At 58.1% G+C, this 15,249-nt stretch carries 14 protein-coding genes; 4 read left to right on the top strand and 10 right to left on the bottom strand.

All coding sequences use genetic code 11. The features are described 5' to 3' along the window. Positions 1–6 precede the first annotated feature (6 nt). Together IDH41_RS23515 and IDH41_RS23510 are read left to right on the top strand one after the other, a co-directional pair. Positions 7–459 carry a threonine/serine exporter family protein gene (locus tag IDH41_RS23515; RefSeq protein ID WP_190865510.1) on the top strand — a complete coding sequence of 151 codons (453 nt, stop codon included), beginning with the start codon at positions 7–9 and terminating at the stop codon, positions 457–459. Next, positions 419–1,432 carry a phosphotransferase gene (locus IDH41_RS23510; protein WP_190865461.1) on the top strand — a complete coding sequence of 338 codons (1,014 nt, stop codon included), beginning with the start codon at positions 419–421 and terminating at the stop codon, positions 1,430–1,432. The genes IDH41_RS23515 and IDH41_RS23510 overlap by 41 nt, the downstream gene beginning before the upstream one ends. Before the next feature lie 464 nt (positions 1,433–1,896). On the opposite strand, the gene IDH41_RS23505 is transcribed toward IDH41_RS23510, so the two are convergent. Together IDH41_RS23505 and IDH41_RS23500 are read right to left on the bottom strand one after the other, a co-directional pair. Continuing rightward, a complete protein-coding gene (locus IDH41_RS23505; RefSeq protein ID WP_190865459.1) occupies positions 1,897–2,184 on the bottom strand; it encodes a hypothetical protein in 288 nt (95 codons plus the stop codon). Between the two features lie 119 nt (positions 2,185–2,303). Beyond that, positions 2,304–3,152, bottom strand: a complete 849-nt coding sequence (locus tag IDH41_RS23500; RefSeq protein WP_190865457.1) for a lipoate--protein ligase family protein — start codon at positions 3,150–3,152, stop codon at positions 2,304–2,306. Between the two features lie 188 nt (positions 3,153–3,340). Between IDH41_RS23500 and IDH41_RS23495 the strand changes: the two genes are divergently transcribed. Beyond that, positions 3,341–4,207 carry an AraC family transcriptional regulator gene (locus IDH41_RS23495; protein WP_190865455.1) on the top strand — a complete coding sequence of 289 codons (867 nt, stop codon included), beginning with the start codon at positions 3,341–3,343 and terminating at the stop codon, positions 4,205–4,207. A 28-nt stretch (positions 4,208–4,235) separates the two neighbouring features. Here the strand turns inward: IDH41_RS23495 and IDH41_RS23490 are convergent, their stop codons facing one another. From IDH41_RS23490 to IDH41_RS23480, 3 genes are all read right to left on the bottom strand, one after another. Then, positions 4,236–4,958: a response regulator transcription factor gene (locus tag IDH41_RS23490; RefSeq protein ID WP_190865453.1), complete on the bottom strand. Its 723-nt coding sequence runs from the start codon at positions 4,956–4,958 to the stop codon at positions 4,236–4,238. 112 nt (positions 4,959–5,070) lie between these two features. Next, the gene (gene pnpS, locus IDH41_RS23485) at positions 5,071–6,846 is read right to left on the bottom strand and encodes a two-component system histidine kinase PnpS (protein WP_190865451.1); all 1,776 of its coding nucleotides are present in this window, start codon (positions 6,844–6,846) and stop codon (positions 5,071–5,073) included. Positions 6,847–6,908: 62 nt separating this feature from the next. Continuing rightward, on the bottom strand, positions 6,909–7,886 hold the full coding sequence (locus IDH41_RS23480) for a bile acid:sodium symporter family protein (RefSeq protein ID WP_223829996.1): 978 nt from the start codon (positions 7,884–7,886) through the stop codon (positions 6,909–6,911). Between the two features lie 120 nt (positions 7,887–8,006). Between IDH41_RS23480 and IDH41_RS23475 the strand changes: the two genes are divergently transcribed. Next, a complete protein-coding gene (locus IDH41_RS23475; RefSeq protein ID WP_190865449.1) occupies positions 8,007–9,152 on the top strand; it encodes a YfbR-like 5'-deoxynucleotidase in 1,146 nt (381 codons plus the stop codon). Between the two features lie 75 nt (positions 9,153–9,227). Here IDH41_RS23475 and IDH41_RS23470 read toward each other — a convergent pair whose 3' ends face one another. The 5 genes from IDH41_RS23470 to IDH41_RS23450 all read right to left on the bottom strand — a co-directional run bounded on the left by IDH41_RS23470 (position 9,228) and on the right by IDH41_RS23450 (position 15,241). Beyond that, positions 9,228–9,710, bottom strand: coding sequence for a chemotaxis protein CheW (locus IDH41_RS23470; protein ID WP_223829995.1), 483 nt, complete (start codon positions 9,708–9,710; stop codon positions 9,228–9,230). Positions 9,711–10,034: 324 nt separating this feature from the next. Further along, the gene (locus tag IDH41_RS23465; protein ID WP_190865447.1) at positions 10,035–11,648 is read right to left on the bottom strand and encodes a response regulator transcription factor; all 1,614 of its coding nucleotides are present in this window, start codon (positions 11,646–11,648) and stop codon (positions 10,035–10,037) included. Next, on the bottom strand, positions 11,645–13,456 hold the full coding sequence (locus IDH41_RS23460; protein WP_190865445.1) for a cache domain-containing sensor histidine kinase: 1,812 nt from the start codon (positions 13,454–13,456) through the stop codon (positions 11,645–11,647). Before IDH41_RS23460 ends, IDH41_RS23465 begins: the two co-directional genes overlap by 4 nt. Before the next feature lie 58 nt (positions 13,457–13,514). Beyond that, on the bottom strand, positions 13,515–14,360 hold the full coding sequence (locus IDH41_RS23455) for a carbohydrate ABC transporter permease (RefSeq protein WP_190865443.1): 846 nt from the start codon (positions 14,358–14,360) through the stop codon (positions 13,515–13,517). Then, positions 14,360–15,241, bottom strand: coding sequence for a carbohydrate ABC transporter permease (locus IDH41_RS23450; RefSeq protein WP_190865440.1), 882 nt, complete (start codon positions 15,239–15,241; stop codon positions 14,360–14,362). Before IDH41_RS23450 ends, IDH41_RS23455 begins: the two co-directional genes overlap by 1 nt. Positions 15,242–15,249 lie beyond the last annotated feature (8 nt).

Here is a 15,249-nt window from a genome sequence, read left to right as displayed (position 1 = left end):
GAACAAATGTTGACCAGCTTTATCGCGTCCGCCGCTTTCGGGCTTATCTTCAACGTCCCGAAGCGGACGCTGCCGCATTGCGGGGCGGTCGGCATGGCCGGCTGGCTCGTCTATACGATTGGGATGAGGCTATCCGCAGGGGCTATTGCGGCTACCTTGATCGCGGCCGTTACGGTCACCGTCATCAGCCAACTGTTCGCCAAACAATACAAAACGCCGATTATCGTATTCAGCGTCGCCGGCATCATCCCGCTCGTACCCGGGGGACTCGCCTACGACGCCATGCGGAACGTCGTGGTCGACAACTACGGCCTAGCCGTGCAGTTCGCCGTCAAGGCGTTCATGATATCCGGGGCGATCGCGATCGGTCTCGTCTTCTCGGAGGTCATCAATCGAATCATAAGGGGGAGCGGCAAGCATGCGGCACATCGTCACGCCGGACGGACGGATCGACGATAAAAGGATTTGGCGGAGGGAGACGATATACAAGGGGATGGGCGGCAAGCTCGTTGAACGGATCAACGTCACGCCCGCCGAATCCGTTATCTTCAAGCCGATCGGAAGCGACGAGAACCGGGCCGGCGAAGCGTGGATTTACAACAACGTCCTTCCGGCTTTCCCGCCCGTCTATCCAAAGATGCTCGCCGCTTCGCAAGGCGGCGGTTCCGAGGAGGGCTGGGCGCTGTTCGAGGACTTGGGTCCGCTGCGGCACGAATTCGACGAAGAGACCGCGCGGGCGCTGCTGTCGCATGTCGCGGCGTGGCACGCGATTCCCGCCCGGCCGTACCGCAGCGCCCCGCTGCGGGGGCCGAAGCCGAACGCGGATGCGGTCCGCAGCGAAATGCTGCCGCTGCTCGAAGACCCGCGGATGCTGGAGTCGTTAGTGGCCGCTCCTCCGGGCCGGGGGCCGGTGCAGTTATGTGACGCTACATTGGATAGGCTGCCGGAACGTATCCGCGGCGATAATCCGGGCCCGGTGCCGGAGCGATTCCGCATCGCCTTGCGGCAGGAACGTTTTCATTTTCCATCGGTCTTGTCGCACGGGGATTTGCATGTCGGAAATTACGTGATGTTGAACGGTCAGATCAAGGTGCTCGACTGGGAGCATGTTCACCTGAACTGCCGGTACTGGGACATTTATCATGCCGTCGATCTGTCCCACCCGCTCTTCCCGAAGTCGGTATCGCCGGATGCGAGAGACAGGCTGCTCGACCATTATGTCCGGGAAGTCGAGAGGCATCCGGACGGCGGCACGCTCGAAGCCGGATTCAAAAGGCGTTATTATTTATTTTCCGCGCTCTTTTCGCTATGGATGCTGAAGCTCATCGCCGGCGACATCGCGGGCGGCGGCGGCCCATGGCCGCTGGAGGGGCTCGAGCGGCAGCGGCGCGAGACGCAGTCCGCGTTCATCGAATGCGCAGAGCGGTGTTGACGGCTTAGCCGAGTGCGGCGCTTCGTCTATTGCAGCGATTCGCCGAATGCGGCACTTCGTCTTTTGCAGCGATTCGCCGAATGCGGAGCTTCGTCTTTTGCAGCGATTCGCCGAATGCGGCGCTTCGATTATTGCAGCGATTCGCTTTCGCGCATCTTCACCTTCTGTGCCTCTTAGCTTCTTCACCTTCTGCGCCGTCCGCAGCTTTGCCACTGCCGGGCTAACGGACACAAGCGTCCTTATTTCCTCCCAACGGATGCGTTTTTACTTTTAACGGACACAGGTGCGCTTATTTGATCGAATTTGACCTGTATCCATTAAAATAACCCCCAATAAGGTCTCTCATGTCTGATACGCAGCAAAAAGGAACGAATGAGCTCAAATAGAGGCACCTATGTCCGTTAGAAATGAGGGAGGAGTCGATCACACTTCCTGCACTCAGCATCTTCCGCCGCCGAACGCTATCACTCAACGGATAGAAACCGCCGCTCGCCTAGAACACGGCTTCTCCGCAATCGCACGCCGGCCGCAAAGGGACAGGGGTAGCCGTTGAGTTTGTCGTTGAGTTTGTCGTTGAGTTTGTCGTTGAGTTTGTCGTTGAGTTTGTCGTTGAGTTTGTCGTTGAGTTTGTCATTGATCTTCCGATGCTCTGAGTTTCCTGTCTTGTATGCCCATTTGCAGAGGAACAAAGCCGGTCTCTCCTCCACCCGCCTAATTTCTTCGTCACTGTACATCGGCGTCAAGGCGACCAAGCCGGTCGCTCTTCCGCAATCGGCGCCCCGCCGCTGCACGCCTATTCCAAAATAGGCGGAACATCGATCGCGTTCATCTTCGCTTGCCGAAGAACATCAACGGTTTGGCGTCAACCCGCCTACTCCTCAATCGCATACCTGGCGCGAAGCGTCTCCGCCATCTCCAAGATTTCATCCTCGCGGGGGAGCGCCAGCTTCGCCTCGGCCGCCATCAGCTCCGCTTCGGTCTGCAGCGGAATCAGCACCCGCTTCACCGCTTTCACGAAAGCTCGTCCCGCGCCGGGTCCGAGGCCGGTCAGTTCCTCTAGGCTCGCGGTGCTGCCGTCCGTGACGACCGGGTGGTCGCGCGGTCCTTCGCCTGCCGCGGCCTGCTCGTAGAACGAACGGACGAGCCGGGTCCGGTCCGCTCCCGCCCCTTCCGTGACGACGAACGCCTGCACAATGCTGGCATGGGTTTGCCTTCGCTGCGCGATGCCGCAAAATTTGCGGCCGTCGATGCTCAAATCGTATTCGCCCGGGCAATAGGCGCCCGCGATTTCCCCTTTGTCCACCTTGCGGCCCGTCTCCTTCAAGGCGAGGCTGACCAAAGCGTACAACCGTTCGAAATCGTCGTGAAAATGAAAGCTGTCCACCGACGGCTTCGGCACGATCAGCGACAAATTAACGACGCCCGGATCAAGCGGCACAGCGGCGCCGCCCGAATTGCGCACGGCGGTTGACCAGCCCGCCGCTTTCAGCCGGCGCTGCGCCTCCCCGGCGCCGGGAAGCCGGCTGTCGCGCAGCCCCATGACGAATCCCTTCGGATGACGCCACATATGACAGATAGCCGGACCGCCCTGCCCGGTATGCCGGCATAGCAGCTCGTCGAGCGCGAACGCGTACAGCACGTCCCGCTCCGCTTCATCCGCCGTCCGGTCAAGGATATAAAAATCGGCAAGCCCCGACTCTTTCCCGATATGCTCATTCATGCGACTTGTCCTGCCTCTCCGCAACCTGTTAATGTTCCTCGGCAATCGCCGATGAACGCGATCGATGTTCCGCCTATTATTGTAACGGGAAATTGCTCCGTCCGCATCTCCTTGGCTTATTGCTAATGCCGGACTCTTTCACTACAATAAGAGTATTGTCGAAAAATATGGCCGGGAGGACGCAGCAAATGGAAGTCTATAACGAGAAGGTCGCCTACGAGAATCCGCTCCTCTCGCTGCGGATTTTCCGGACGATGCGCGACATAGAAGGGGTAACGAATTGGCATTATCACAAGCAGCTTGAGCTGCTTCTCATTCTGAAGGGCCGGCTCGACGTCTACGTCGAGGGGGACAGCTTCCAGCTAAGCGAGGGCGACGTCGTCCTGATCGGCGCGTCCGAGCTGCACCGCGACCGCAGCATCGGCCTGCTCGATTACATTGTGCTCCAATTCGACCTGGAGCAGTTTTTCGACCAGAGCACGATTCCGTATATGCGCTACTTTTACGATACGCAGATGCCGCTAAGCAAAGCGAACTATATCTTCGGGGAGAACGGCGCCGTCAAGGAGCAGGCCGCTTCCTGCATCAGGCAAATCCTTAGCGAGGCGACGCGCAAGGAAGCCGGCTACGAGCTGGCCGTCAGCATTCTCATCAAGCAGATCCTGCTGCTGCTGCTTCGCAACGACAGCCGGAAGGTGCTCGTCGAGCAGGACAACTTCGAGCGCATCCGGCTCAAGCCCGTCCTCGATTACGTCGAGAATCATTTGACGGACCGCATCCAGGTCGAAGAGGTATGCAAAATCGCCAATATGAGCTACTATTATTTCGTCAAATATTTCAAGAAGACGATCGGCCTCTCGTTCACGGAATACGTCAATTACCGCAAAGTGAAGTGGGCGGAGCGGATTTTGCTGACGAAGGATCTGAGCATCTCGGAGGTCGGCGAGCGGATCGGCATGCCGAATATGGCCCATTTCTACAAAATGTTCAAAAAATACAACGATTGCTCGCCGAAGCAGTTCCAGCGCAAAATGCTCGTCTGGAACCGCAATTAGCATGCGCATACAAAAAAGCTCGTCCGCCCTAAGTTTTCGGGGTAACGAGCTTTTTTGGCATAACGAGCTTGTAGCCGACGCCGCGGATCGATTCGATTTGGACGGATTGCTGGCCGAGCTCCAGCTTCTTCCTGAGCGAGCTGACGTGGACGTCGACCGTACGCTGGCCGCCGATGTAATCGAAGCCCCATACGACGTTCATCAGGTCGTCCCGCGTAATGACCATGCCGGGACGCTGCACCAGGTAGAGCAGCACCTCGAATTCCTTCGGCCGCAGCGGAATCGACTCGCCGTTCAGGATTACCTCGTACTTCTCGGGGTAGATCGACAGATCGCCCGCCGTTATGACCTTCTCGTTCGACAGGGCCGGCTTCGCCTCGTCGAGCTGCGTCCGCCGCAGCACCGCCGATACGCGGGCGAGCAGCTCGGCCACGCCGAACGGCTTCGTAATGTAGTCGTCCGCGCCGTGCTTAAGCCCCTGAACGACCTCTTCCTCCGCGTTGCGTGCCGTCAAAATAATAATCGGCGTACGAACGCCGTTCTGGCGAAGCCGGGTCAAAATCTCGAAGCCGTTCATGCCGGGAAGCATGATATCGAGAATGACCAAGTCGAAGCTGCGCTGCAGAGCGGTCTGAAGCCCTTCTCCGCCGTGATCGATAACCGTTGTCTCATAGCCCTCTTGCGTTAAATTATACGACAGCAGCCGCGCCAACGTAGGTTCATCTTCAATGACGAGCACTTTATGCGACATGTTGACCTCCAAGCTGGCGAATGGCGGCGCCAGGATGCCGCCCATCCGCAAATGTACTGCTTCTCTACCCTAGTTTATCACGGTTTCGTGAAGAATAGGTAAACCTTTTTTTCTATTGCAGCACCGGAAGCTCGATGACGAACGTCGAACCGACGCCGACTTCGCTCGTCACCGATATCGTTCCCTTATGAAGCTCCACGAGATGCTTGACGATCGATAAGCCAAGCCCCGTACCGCCCGAGCTGCGCGACCGGGCCTTGTCCACGCGGTAGAACCGCTCGAAGATGCGCGGCAGATCCTTCTTCGGAATGCCGATGCCGGTATCGCTGATCGAGATGCGGATATGATCGTCGCCGATCCCTTCGACGCGCAGCGAGACGCGCCCGCCCTCCGGCGTGTAGTTGATTCCGTTCGAGAGCAGATTCATGACGATTTGCCGCAGCCTGTCCTCGTCGGCTTCGACGTAAAGCCCCGGCTCCATATCCACCGCAAGGGCGATATGCTTGCGCGCGGCCTCCGACTCGACCAGCTTCACGGACTTCTCGATGAAGGAATCGACCTCGACCGGCGAGAAGACGAGCGGCACGCGGCGCGATTCGATTTTGGACAGCTCCAGGATGTCCCCGATCAGCCGGTTCAGCCGGTCGCTCTCGTCGTAGATAATTTGCAGGAACGACTTCGCCGTCTCCGGATCGTTCACCGCGCCGCCGAGCAGCGTCTCCGCGAACCCTTTGACCGCCGTAATCGGCGTCTTCAGCTCATGCGACACGTTCGCGACGAACTCGCTGCGCATCCGCTCCAGCCTGCGGATCGCCGACACGTCCTGCAGCACGAGCAGCACGCCGGCAAACTCGCTGCCCTCCGGATGAATCGGCACCAGGTTGAGCTCGAGCAGCCTCTCCTCCGGGAAGTAGAACGTCATTTCCTCGTGCAGTTGCTCCCTGCTTTTGAAGCTTTCCTGAATCATTTGGGACAGCTCGTACTGCTGCTTCGCTTCGGAATAATGGCGGCCGACCATCTCGCGTGCCGAAATGCCGAGCACCTCCTCGGCCCGTTTGTTCATGAGCAGCACTTTGCCGCTGTGATCGATCATGACGATTCCGTTGATCATATTGTCCAGGACGCTCTCCAGCTGATTCTCGTTCTGCCGGATGCGCGCCATCTGGACTTGAAGGCTGTCGGCCATCGCATTAATAGCGTTGCCAAGCTCGCCGATTTCATCCTGCTTCGCTACTTTTACCCGCGCGCGGTAATCCATGTTTTTGATCCGTTTGGCCACCTTCGTGATCTGCTCGAGCGGCTTCGTGAGGCCGGACGCGATCCGGTAGCTGACCAGCGCGGCGACGAGGAAGAGCACCAATAAACCGACGACGAGCACTACCGTCAAGTTCCGGATGCTTTGCTCGACCTCGTCGAGGCTCATCGCCAGCCTGATAATATACGGTTCGTCGTTCGGAACGGCTTCCACCGGTATCGCGACGTACATCATGTTTTGATGGGCCGTCTCACTCGCCCTGACCGCCCGTCCCGATCCGCTCTCGAGCGCTTTGCGCACCTCGGTCCGGTCCAGGTGATTGTCCATTTCCCGCGGATTCCAATCCGAGTCTCCCAGCACGACGCCGTCATTGCGGATGAACGTCACGCGCGCGCCCGTGTACTGCTTCAGTTCCTTCGCTTCTTCCGTGTAATGGACGTAGAGCGAATCCGCCTCGCCCGATCTCCATTCCATCTTGGCCGATATGATCTGCATCTCGCGGACCATATTGTCCTCGAGCGCGTTAATATGGTTTTCCTTGTACGTCTTCGCCATGAATAGGCCAGCCGCGACGACCGACAAACCGATCATCCCGATCATGATGAGCGTCAGCCTCGTGCGAAAGCTGTTCATCCCGTTCACTCCCCAGCATTATTGTCGAGCGCATTTCCGCTTCCCACGGGCCATGCCAAACCTTATCGTACATGCGGCACCGCGGAATCGCCAGTCTTGTTTTTGTTAAGTTTCTGTAAAACGTAATGGTGCACCGTCGCGATCGGCTGCTGGATTAATATGGACAAGACGACCGGCACGGCGGCAAGCGGGCTGAAATAGCCGAGCGCAAGCACGATGCCGAGCGAAATATTGCGCATCCCCGTCGCGTACGATACCGTAACCTGCTGCTCCCGGTTTCCGAGCCTTGCCGTTCCGGCAAAGCCGAAGGCGTAGCACAGCCCGACTAATAGAACGACAAGCGGCACGAGCACGAGCATATCCTGCTTTAATTCCTCGAGATAAGGAGCGATGGCCGAGGCGTTCAGCGCGACGACGGCGACAAAGCACAGCTTCGACAGCGGCGCGGAATAGGGCTGGACGATCCCTTGAATCCGTCCTCCGGTCAGCTGATTCAGCCCAACGCCGATAATGGTCGGCAGCACGATAATAACAAGCAAATCAAGGATGATCGGACCGGCTTCCACCTTGACCGCCGAGTCGAAGAACAGGTGAATGCCGGCGGGCACGACGAGCGGGCTGAGCGCCGAATCGAGCACGACCATCGCCAGGATGAGCGGCACGCCGCCGCCCGAGAGGCCCACCCACAGCACGGAAGATACGCCGAGCGGGATAATCGTGAACAAGACGAGCCCGACGACGTAAGGCGAATCCGCGCCGAACGCGAGCGAGCCGATGCCGTACGCGGCAAGCGGCGACAAGACGTGGGCGATGGCGAACGTTAGCGCCATGATGCCCGGCCTGCGCATGACCTCGCGCAGCTGGCCGAGCCCGCAGCCGATCGCCATCGCCAGCGTCACGTACGCGAACAAATAAGGAACCGTCTCGATGAAAGGCGCCAGCCGCGGAGCGAATAAAAAGCCGAGCACCAGCGACGCCGGAACGATGGCGAACATCCATTTTTCAAAATACCGGTTAAAGGCAAGTCCGAAATTCCGCATTTCCATTCCCCTAGCCGACCTCGTCTGGTCGTATTTATGCATAAGCTTTATAATAACATAGACTGACCAGCCGATGGACGAATACACGTTCGTCCAACCATAGTCCAAAGGAGCGGAATTATGAAAAACGGGAAATTTGCCGGTACGCTCATCCGCATGCAATACGTGCCGCGCTGGAGCGAATACGCCCCGCGCTTCGAAGACAACGCCGCGAGCCACAGCTTCCGCTGCGCCGCCCTGTCGATCCTGATCGGCATCGTCGAGGAGAAACTATTGAACCGGCCGCTCGACCGGTTGAAGCTGCTCGCCAGATGCTTGTGGGCGGATTTGAAAAATACGGGCACGGGCTCGATCAAATACGTCACGAAGAACGAATCGCTCGTCATGAGCCATATTCGCGGCTACGAGGCCGAGCTGAGCAAGGAGATCGTCTCCTACTTGTCGAAGTCCCTTCAGCCCGCGGCGTACGACTATATCGTGAACGCGCAGGACGATACGCCGACCGGCAAGCTGGTCGAAGCGATCGATATGCTCGACGCCTACCTCTATTGTCACCGGGAGTCCGCGTTCGATGCGAATCCTTTCTTTCATGCCAAAAAGCGGGAGCTCCGGCAGGCGCTGGCGGATGCCGCGCTGCCGTCTGTCGACTGGTTCCTCCGGGAATTCGACAAGCAGGACGGCTTCTACGAATTCATTCAATATATCGTTAACCTCGATACGGTCAAACGATGGAACGGCAGCTACAATCTCGTGCCTGACAACGACGCGACCCATTCCTTCCGGGTGGCGTCGCTCGCCTTGTTCAACGGGCTGCTGGAGATCGAGCGCTTCGGGAACAAGGGGATCGACCTGTTCGCGCTGCTGGCCAAGGCGACGCTGCACGATTTGCCCGAAGCGCTGTCCGGCGACGTCGTGTCCAAGTTCAAGCATAACAACGATGCGATCAAGCGCGCCTTCGAGCAGTACGAGCGGGAAACGGCGCTGTCGATGGTCGCGAAGCTGCCGGAGGCGTTCCGCGAGGAGATGGCCGCCTACATCGTCGACAGCAAATCGGACGACTACGAGGGCGAGATGGTCGATATCGCCGACAAACTCGACGCCTTGATCAAAGCGAGCCTCGAGATGCGCAACAACCCGCATTACGCCGATACTTACTATCATCAGCTCGTGAAGATCCAGCATCGTTACGAGAACCCGTGCGTCGTCTTCTTCCTTGCCTACATTTTGCATGATCTGACATACTCCAGCTTGATCGGCCAAGCCTAGCGCAATCGCGAAAAAGCCGCATTCGCGTCTCCTGGGAAAATGCTCCCGCGGAAGCGGTATGCGGCTTGCTTTGTCTCAACCCTTCAGCTTGAACGCCATGGCTGCGCTTTCGATCATGTTCAGCTGCTCGTTAAAGCTCAAAATAGCAGCCAGTCCTCTATCCGTAATCCCGATTCCCGCAAAATAACTGCCCGAAATGCCGCCCACCTTCTCGGGAGGCGGCTGAATATCCTTGAATGTCGTGACTTGGTTAACCCGATCGACGATAATGCCCGCCGATTTCCCGGTATGGTGCAGCAATACGATACGAGCCGCTTTCGTATAACTGCCCGGCTCGAGGCCGAATTTAGCGCGCAGGCTGACGATGGGAACGATCTTGCCCCTTAAATAAATGACGCCTTCCACGTAATTGAGGCGGCCGGGGATATCTATAATAGGTTGGATCCGAATGATAGCGTTGATTTCGGCTATTCGAATGGCAATGCGCTCTTCGCCAATGCCGAATTCCACGAATGGTTCATTGCCGGCCGTCTCTAGCATAATCGTCGCAGCCTCCATCGTCGCTTCCGTTCGCCGGCAGCGTTCAGCCGAATGCGGCGTTAGACTGGAGTCTGCGTGCAGCATGCCGGGAACGGTCGTTGACGCTTTTACTTGCTCTCACAACAGCATTGTACCGAAAGCCTCTGAACAAACTCTGAACATTCCGACTAATTATTGCACAATATGCAACGGATGTGAGCGGTTCTGGCGTAGCGCAATTCCTTTGCACAACCTGCACTGCAGAGCGCCGAAATCATCTCGAGTTGGAAACGCTTGTTAGCATAAAAACGAAAAAGGCGACGCAGGGATTAACGCCCTCACGTCGCCGTCTCCGACCCGGCTTCAAGCCTCTCCGCCGCGCTCCTTGCCGCGGTAATCGGTCGGATTGTCGCCCGTATATTTCATGAATACCTTCGTAAAATACCTTCGCTCCGAGTACCCGACTTCCTTGGCGATCTGAGCGACGCTCTTCGGCGTTTCGAGGAGCAGCGCCTTCGCCCTCTCCATCCTCTGCCTCGTTACGTATTCGATGAACGTCTCGCCGAAGTTTTGCTTGAACAGCAGGCTGAAGTACGACGTGCTAAGGCCGACGTGCGCAGCCGCTTCGTCCACGCTGAGGTCGCGGTACAAATGCCGGTCGAGATAATCCTTCGCTATGGCCATCGAACGCTCCGACTGCTTCTTCTTATCGGCCGACTTCTCCGAAACCGCGTTCGTCACCTGCCGGATGACCGCAAGCAAGTCCTTAATGTCGAACCGGCGGTCCAGCCTGCGCCACAGCTTCTCCTCCTGTTCCTTCGGGAACGCGCCCATTTCCTTCATCTCGCGCATCAGATGCAGAACGAAAAAATGGAGCAGCGGCTTCACCCGGTCCGAGGAAGGCTCGTTCATCTGCTGCAGCTTCTTCGCCAAGCCGGCCAAGTGGCCGTCCGCCGCGGCGGCATCGCCCCGCTTCACCGCGCCCAACATATCCTCCGCCGCGTCCCATAACGCTTGATCCGCCTGCCGCGCGGATTGCTGTCCCGAAGGATAGACCGCGATATCGTCATGCGCCGGCGTCAGCTGCATCCCCTGCTGCACCTGCTTATAGGCGGCCGATAACCCTTCCGCGGAAGCGAACTCGCGGTAAATGCCCGCGAATAGAGGCAGCTTGACATGCTCTTTGACCGCGGCGAGCAGCGTCTTCGTCCATTGCTCGACAACCGGCAGGTCGTACGCCGCGGACTCGTCGGTCTCGATCAGAACGCACCATTCGCCGTCTCGGATTTGGATGACCGCGTGGTGATGGCCCTCCCGGCGCAGCGCCTCGCGCAGCACGTTGCAGACGGCGAAGTTCCAAAGCTTGCGCTCCTTGTCCGGCCAATCGCGCCAATCCTTCGTCTGTTCGGTGCCGGCGAGAAGATCGAACAAGAGCAGGACGAATTTTTTCCGCTTCAGCTGCTGCTCGTCGCCGGTCAGCAGCCAATTGTCCGCGGTTACGTCCGTATAGTCCATGATGACGTCGTACAAAATTTTCTCGCTCGCCAGATCGATGATCCGTCCGAGCTTCTGCTTCTCTTCCTGCTGCCGCTTCTGCTTGCTGCGCCTGCCGGACATAATGCGGGCGATGACGCCGGTCAGCTCGTCGTAAGGGATCGGCTTCAACACGTAATCCTTCACGCCGCATTGAATCGCCGCTCGCGTATACGTAAAATCCTGATAGCCCGACAGCATAATAATGTCGCAAGCGGAGCCTTTGTTCCGGAGATGGCGCACCAGCTCCAGCCCGTCCATGACCGGCATGCGGATATCGCACAGCATCAGGTCGAATTCGGTATTCTCCATTTGCTCAAGCGCCTCCGCGCCGTTCTTGGCTACGCCGGCCACCGTCAGCCCCAACATTTCCCAGGGAATAACCTTCTCCAAATTGCGCGTAATATGCGCTTCATCGTCCACAAGGAGCACTTTCCCGGTCAAACCAGATCACCTCTGCTCTTTGGAATGACGCAGCGGATCGTCGTGCCGCCGCCTTCTTCGCTGCAAATCCGCAGCCCGTATGCAGGCCCGTAGTGAATGCGGAGCCGGTCCGCGACGTTGCGCAGCCCGAGCCCCCTTCGCTCGCCATGCGCCGCTTCATTCGCCGGCCTGCTCGAATACGGCTCGCCGGAGGAAAGCTGCCGAAGCGCCTCCTTGCTCATCCCGATGCCGTTGTCGCGGACGAAGACGACGATGTGATGGCGAGTGGCGGAAACTTCGATCGATATGAGTCCTTCCCCGTCCGCATAGCCTTCGAAGCCGTGCTGGATGCTGTTCTCCACGAGCGGCTGAAGCGTCAGCTTCAGAACCGCGTAATCGAGCGCTTCCTCCTGCACGTTCAGTTCGTAAACGAACAGCTCCTCGAAGCGGTACTTCTGGATTTCCAAATAGCTCCGCACATACTCGATTTCCTGGCTGATCGTGATCTCTTCCGAGTGATGCATGCTCGTGCGGAGCAGGTTGCTCAGCCTCCGCACCATCAGCATGATTTTGCCGCCTTCGTTCTGCGCGGCGAGCGCGTTGATCGACTCCAGCGTGTTGAACAGAAAATGCGGCTTGATCTGCGCCTGCATGAGCATCATTTCCGCATGCTGCTTCCGCGCCTGCTCGCGCCTGACCTCGCTCAGCAAATTGCCGATCCGCTCGACCATCCGGTTAAAGCTGCTGGCGAGCAGCACCGTCTCGTCCTTGCCCTGCGCGGTTACCCGGATGTCCAGCAGCCCCTGCTCGACCAGCCTCATCTTGCGGACGACCCGAATGATCGACCGCGCGACCCGGTTCACGAAGAAGACGTTGAACAGGACGGCCGAGAGCAGCCCGAGCACGGTGATCATCCCGATCCATTGGACGAACCTGACGTTCTCGTTCGTCAGATCGTTCCACCCCTTGACCGAAACGAGCACCCAGCCGTTGCGGTCAAGCTGGTAAGCGGACACGAGGCTGTCGACGCCGCCGAACTTTTCCCGCGAGCTGGCGTAGCTGACCGTGTTCTGCGGCTGCGCGTCCGTGTATCCGTTCATGCTTCGTCCCTCGATTTCCCTGCGGCTGTCGAGCAGAACAAGGCCTTCCTTGTTCACGATAACGTAACGCGTCTCCTTGCCGTCAGACCCCGGGTTTTGGAACTCCTTCAGCATGCCGTACACTTCTTCGGTCTTGTACTGCGTCACCATGACGCCCAGGTCGCCAAACGATTCCATGTCCTTGACGAGCCGGATTTGCGTGAAGAGCGGCGGCTCCACGCCCGTCAGCTCCCGCTGCTCGTGCGGACCGATCCAGAGCGGCCGCCCGCCGAGCGCAAGCACCTGCTTGTAGGCGGAGTGCTGCTGCAGAAGATCGTACGAGATCGGCTTGAACGTCGTCGGATCGTTCCGGAAGGTGCGGAACATGGTGCCGTCCTTGGCGTACAGCACGACGAAGCTGACGGCGGGATGCTGGAACAGAATGCGGTTCATTTCCTTCTCCGCCCGGTTGATTTTGATCATGGTGCTCGCGTCGCTCGCGGTACGCGTGCTGTACTTCAGCGTATCCTGCACTTCGGGACTGGTTAAGCTGCCGTCCGAGAGCTGGTCCAGCTCGCGAAAAAAATAACGGATGTTCCCGCCGACCGCCTTGAGCGAAATTTCGGTCTGCTCGCTGTACTTTTTCTCCAGCAGCGTCTCCGAATGCAGGAAGGAGAACATCCCGAGCCCGATCATCGGAATGATGATGAGCAGGATGAAGGCAAGCATCAGCTTCGGTCTCAAGTTCAATGGCGGAGCCCCTCTCGCGAAAGTTTGGCATAGGCGGGAAGCACTCGCCCTCGCCCCTCTACCCTTTGACGCTCCCTGCCGTCATCCCTTCGATGATTTGCCGCTGAAGGAACACGTACACGGCCAGTACGGGAACGATGCTGATGATGACCGCCGCGGACAGCGAGGCAAAGTTGGTGCGGTAGCCGTCGTTGAAGGTCGCCATACCGGTAGGCAGCGTTTTGAGAGATTCCGACGTAATGAACAGCTGCGATAAAATATATTCGTTCCAATTGCCGATGAAATTCAAAATAAATACCGTGACGAGCGCGGGCAGCGAGATCGGCACGACGATGCGGAAGAACAGCCCCGAGGCGCCGAGTCCGTCGATGATGCCCGCTTCCTCCAGCTCGCCCGGAATGGACAGCATGAACGCGTAAAGAATGAATACCGTAATGGGCAATGCATAGGTGCAGTATACCAGAATTAACGACCAATGCGTATCGTAAAGCGGCTGCCCGAACAGCTCGATGCCTTGAATGAGCCGGTAGAGCGGGATGAACAGCGCGCCCGGCGGCACGATGAGCCCGAGCAGGATGAATGGATAGATTGCCTTGTTCGATCTCCCGTACTTCATGCGGGAAATCGCGAACGAGGTCATGGCCGCGAACAGCAGCGTAAGGACGCAGGCGACGACCGTCACGTAAGCGCTGTTCAGCGCATACTTGCCGATGTTCGCGCTCTCCCAAGCCGCGGCGTAATTTTCGAAGCTGAAGCGCGTCGGCAGCGCCCATGTATTCGCCGTAATCTCCCGATTCGATTTGAACGAGGACATGAACAGCCAGATCAGCGGGAACAGCGTCGCCGCGACGTAACCGATCAACAAGACATGCAGCCACCATTGGCCGCGGCGCAATCGCGACATCAGTACTGCACCTCCTCGCGCTTCGTAATCCGCTGCAGCACGCCGGTAAGCACCAGAATGATCAGGAACATGGCGACGCCGATGGCGCTGCCGTAGCCGAGCTCCATCGAGCGGAAGCCGACCTTCAGCATATACGTCGACATGACCTCGGTCGATTGGAACGGCCCGCCGTTCGTCATGATCTGCACGATATCCAGCACCTTCATCGTTCCCGAAACGGTAAGCAGCAGCATGACGAACAAGACCGGCCGGATCAGCGGCAGCGTCAGCGTCCAGGTTTCCTGCCAGCCGTTCACGCCGTCGATCTTCGCGGCTTCCACGATTTCCTTCGGAATGTTCATAATGGCGGCCAGGCACAAAACGATGAAGAAGCCGATATTTTGCCAGGCGTTGGCGATCAGGATCGACAGCATCGCGAGCTTGGGGTCGGAGAGCCACTCCCTCGCCCAGTCGTCCGGCGCCGCGAGCCGGATCAGCTGATTCACGAGGCCCGAATCGTAGTTGTACAGCACGCCGAACAGAATCGCGACGGTGGCCGTGGAGATGACGACCGGCACGAACACGGCCGATTTGTAAAAGTCTCGCATCCGCCGCGCCTTGCTGATCATGATCGAGATGAGGAAGACGAGCGGAATGTTCACGGCGAGCGAAAAGGCCATAAAATAAAAGTTGTTCGCCAGCGCCTTGCGGAATACTTCGTCCTGCCACAGCCTCGCAAAGTTATCGAAGCCCGTAAATACTTTGTCCGTGATGCCGTCCCATTGAAAAAAACCGTAATAGAACGATACGATGACCGGGTATACGAAAAACACCGCATATAAGGCGAGCGTCGGAATAATGAACGCCATATACGTAATTGGATTTTTGAGCGCTTTGTTCATGGCTTCCT

Origin of the sequence: Paenibacillus arenilitoris, assembly GCF_014705655.1 — a bacterium.
GTDB classification, from domain to species: Bacteria; Bacillota; Bacilli; order Paenibacillales; family Paenibacillaceae; genus Pristimantibacillus; species Pristimantibacillus arenilitoris.
The sequence above is the reverse complement of the archived record's forward strand: the minus strand, read 5'-3'. Positions and strand labels throughout refer to the sequence as shown.

Bases quoted from the DNA above. Each gene is read 5' to 3' on its own strand.
- IDH41_RS23470 (WP_223829995.1), bottom strand. From the start codon at position 9,710: ATGGAGGCTGCGACGATTATGCTAGAGACGGCCGGCAATGAACCATTC.
- IDH41_RS23475 (WP_190865449.1), top strand. From the start codon at position 8,007: ATGAAAAACGGGAAATTTGCCGGTACGCTCATCCGCATGCAATACGTG.
- IDH41_RS23500 (WP_190865457.1), bottom strand. From the start codon at position 3,152: ATGAATGAGCATATCGGGAAAGAGTCGGGGCTTGCCGATTTTTATATC.
- IDH41_RS23490 (WP_190865453.1), bottom strand. From the start codon at position 4,958: ATGTCGCATAAAGTGCTCGTCATTGAAGATGAACCTACGTTGGCGCGG.
- IDH41_RS23515 (WP_190865510.1), top strand. From the start codon at position 7: ATGTTGACCAGCTTTATCGCGTCCGCCGCTTTCGGGCTTATCTTCAAC.
- IDH41_RS23495 (WP_190865455.1), top strand. From the start codon at position 3,341: ATGGAAGTCTATAACGAGAAGGTCGCCTACGAGAATCCGCTCCTCTCG.
- IDH41_RS23455 (WP_190865443.1), bottom strand. From the start codon at position 14,360: ATGTCGCGATTGCGCCGCGGCCAATGGTGGCTGCATGTCTTGTTGATC.
- IDH41_RS23480 (WP_223829996.1), bottom strand. From the start codon at position 7,886: ATGCGGAATTTCGGACTTGCCTTTAACCGGTATTTTGAAAAATGGATG.
- pnpS (WP_190865451.1), bottom strand. From the start codon at position 6,846: ATGAACAGCTTTCGCACGAGGCTGACGCTCATCATGATCGGGATGATC.
- IDH41_RS23450 (WP_190865440.1), bottom strand. From the start codon at position 15,241: ATGAACAAAGCGCTCAAAAATCCAATTACGTATATGGCGTTCATTATT.
- IDH41_RS23510 (WP_190865461.1), top strand. From the start codon at position 419: ATGCGGCACATCGTCACGCCGGACGGACGGATCGACGATAAAAGGATT.